The 1,365-nt window shown below is 64.2% G+C and carries 2 protein-coding genes; one reads left to right on the top strand and one right to left on the bottom strand.

Annotated features, from left to right (window positions below):
* Positions 1–820: MarP family serine protease (locus DBR22_RS22645; protein ID WP_108600825.1), on the bottom strand; the 820-nt coding region annotated here is incomplete at its 3' end.
* A gap of 250 nt (positions 821–1,070) precedes the next feature.
* On the opposite strand from DBR22_RS22645, the gene DBR22_RS25075 reads away from it, so the two are divergent.
* On the top strand, positions 1,071–1,365 hold a 295-nt coding region (locus DBR22_RS25075), incomplete at its 3' end, for a cyclic nucleotide-binding domain-containing protein (protein WP_258229411.1).

Raw genomic sequence — 1,365 nt, 5'->3', positions numbered from 1 at the left:
GCTCTACCCTCAGTCCGTCAACGGCCACCACTGCGAGGTCGTGCCGGGTGTCGAAGTAGACCACCCGCCCGGGCATCGCCCCGCCGTCGGCCAGCTCAACAACCGGCTCCGACACGCCCGCCACCACATGCGCATTGGTGACCACCCTGCCCGGCGAAACCACGAAGCCCGTGCCGGTCTGGTTCTGGCCGCACTGGTAGGCGGTTCCCGCGATTTTCAGGACCGATTCCGCGGCGAGGTTCAGCGCCGCAGTATCAGTGCTGGCGTTCGGTACGGCTACCTGCGGGGCCTTGTCCAGCCCCTCGATCAGGGTGGGAATTCCGTTGCCTATCACCGTGGAACGCAGCTGGGCCATGGTGGCCTTCACCGGAACAGGGGTCAGTCCGTCGATGTAGCGGATGACCTTGGACTCGGCCAGTTGCTGGGACACAAACGGAACGCCCAGGGAGCTGATGCTGAAAGCCAGCATGGACATGACCAGTGCCGAGACCACCACGTTGGCTGCACCGCCGATGAGCCGGTCCGCTGCGCGCAGAGGGCGGATCCGCACGGCCCCGCGGATTTTGCGCCCGATCATGGTCCCCATGCCGTGCCCCACGGCCATCAGTACGACGGCGGCGGCCACGATCGCTGTGAGTCTCCAGCCGGAGTCCTCCACAAAGTCACTGACCAGGGGGACGGCAAAGAAAGCGGCCACGGCGCCCGCGGCGAAACCCACGATTCCGCCCAGGGTCACCAGGAAGCCGTTGCGCAGGCCATAGATCAGGTACGACAGCAGGGCCAGGATCAGCACCAGGTCCAAAACGGTCAAGCCAAACACCAAGGCTCCTTATTTACGATTGAGTCCCAATTCTAGTGGCGCTGGCTGACAATATTCTGTGGATTCCCGCCGCACCGGGGCAGGCCCTACGCAAAAGCCCGCAGGCGTGGATCCTTGACCTTCCGCGGCTCCATCAGGCCTCCGCGCTGGCTCCTCGGGGCGAATCGGCTGCCAAGTACGTCACAGAACCGCCAAAATTCTGAAACAATGGCACAAGCGCCACAGCCGAAACTTTTATTCAGGAGATTTTATGGACATCGAGGTACTGCGCCGAGCGCCCCTTTTCGCCACGCTCGACGACGAAGCGTTCCGTTTGCTGACGGATGAGCTGACCGAGGTGGACCTTTCCCGCGGCGCCTCAGTGTTCCGCGAGGGCGACCAGGGGGACCAGCTTTACTTCATCGTCTCCGGCAAGGTGAAGCTGGGCCGTACCTCTCCGGACGGCAGGGAGTCCCTGCTCGCCATCCTGGGGCCGGGCGAACTGTTCGGCGAAATGGCCCTGTTTGACCCCAGCCCCCGCACGGCCACCGCAACGGCGGTCTCCG

This window comes from Arthrobacter sp. HMWF013, from assembly GCF_003061105.1.
Taxonomy (GTDB): Bacteria; Actinomycetota; Actinomycetes; order Actinomycetales; family Micrococcaceae; genus Arthrobacter.
This window is presented reverse-complemented; position numbering and strand designations above follow the sequence as displayed.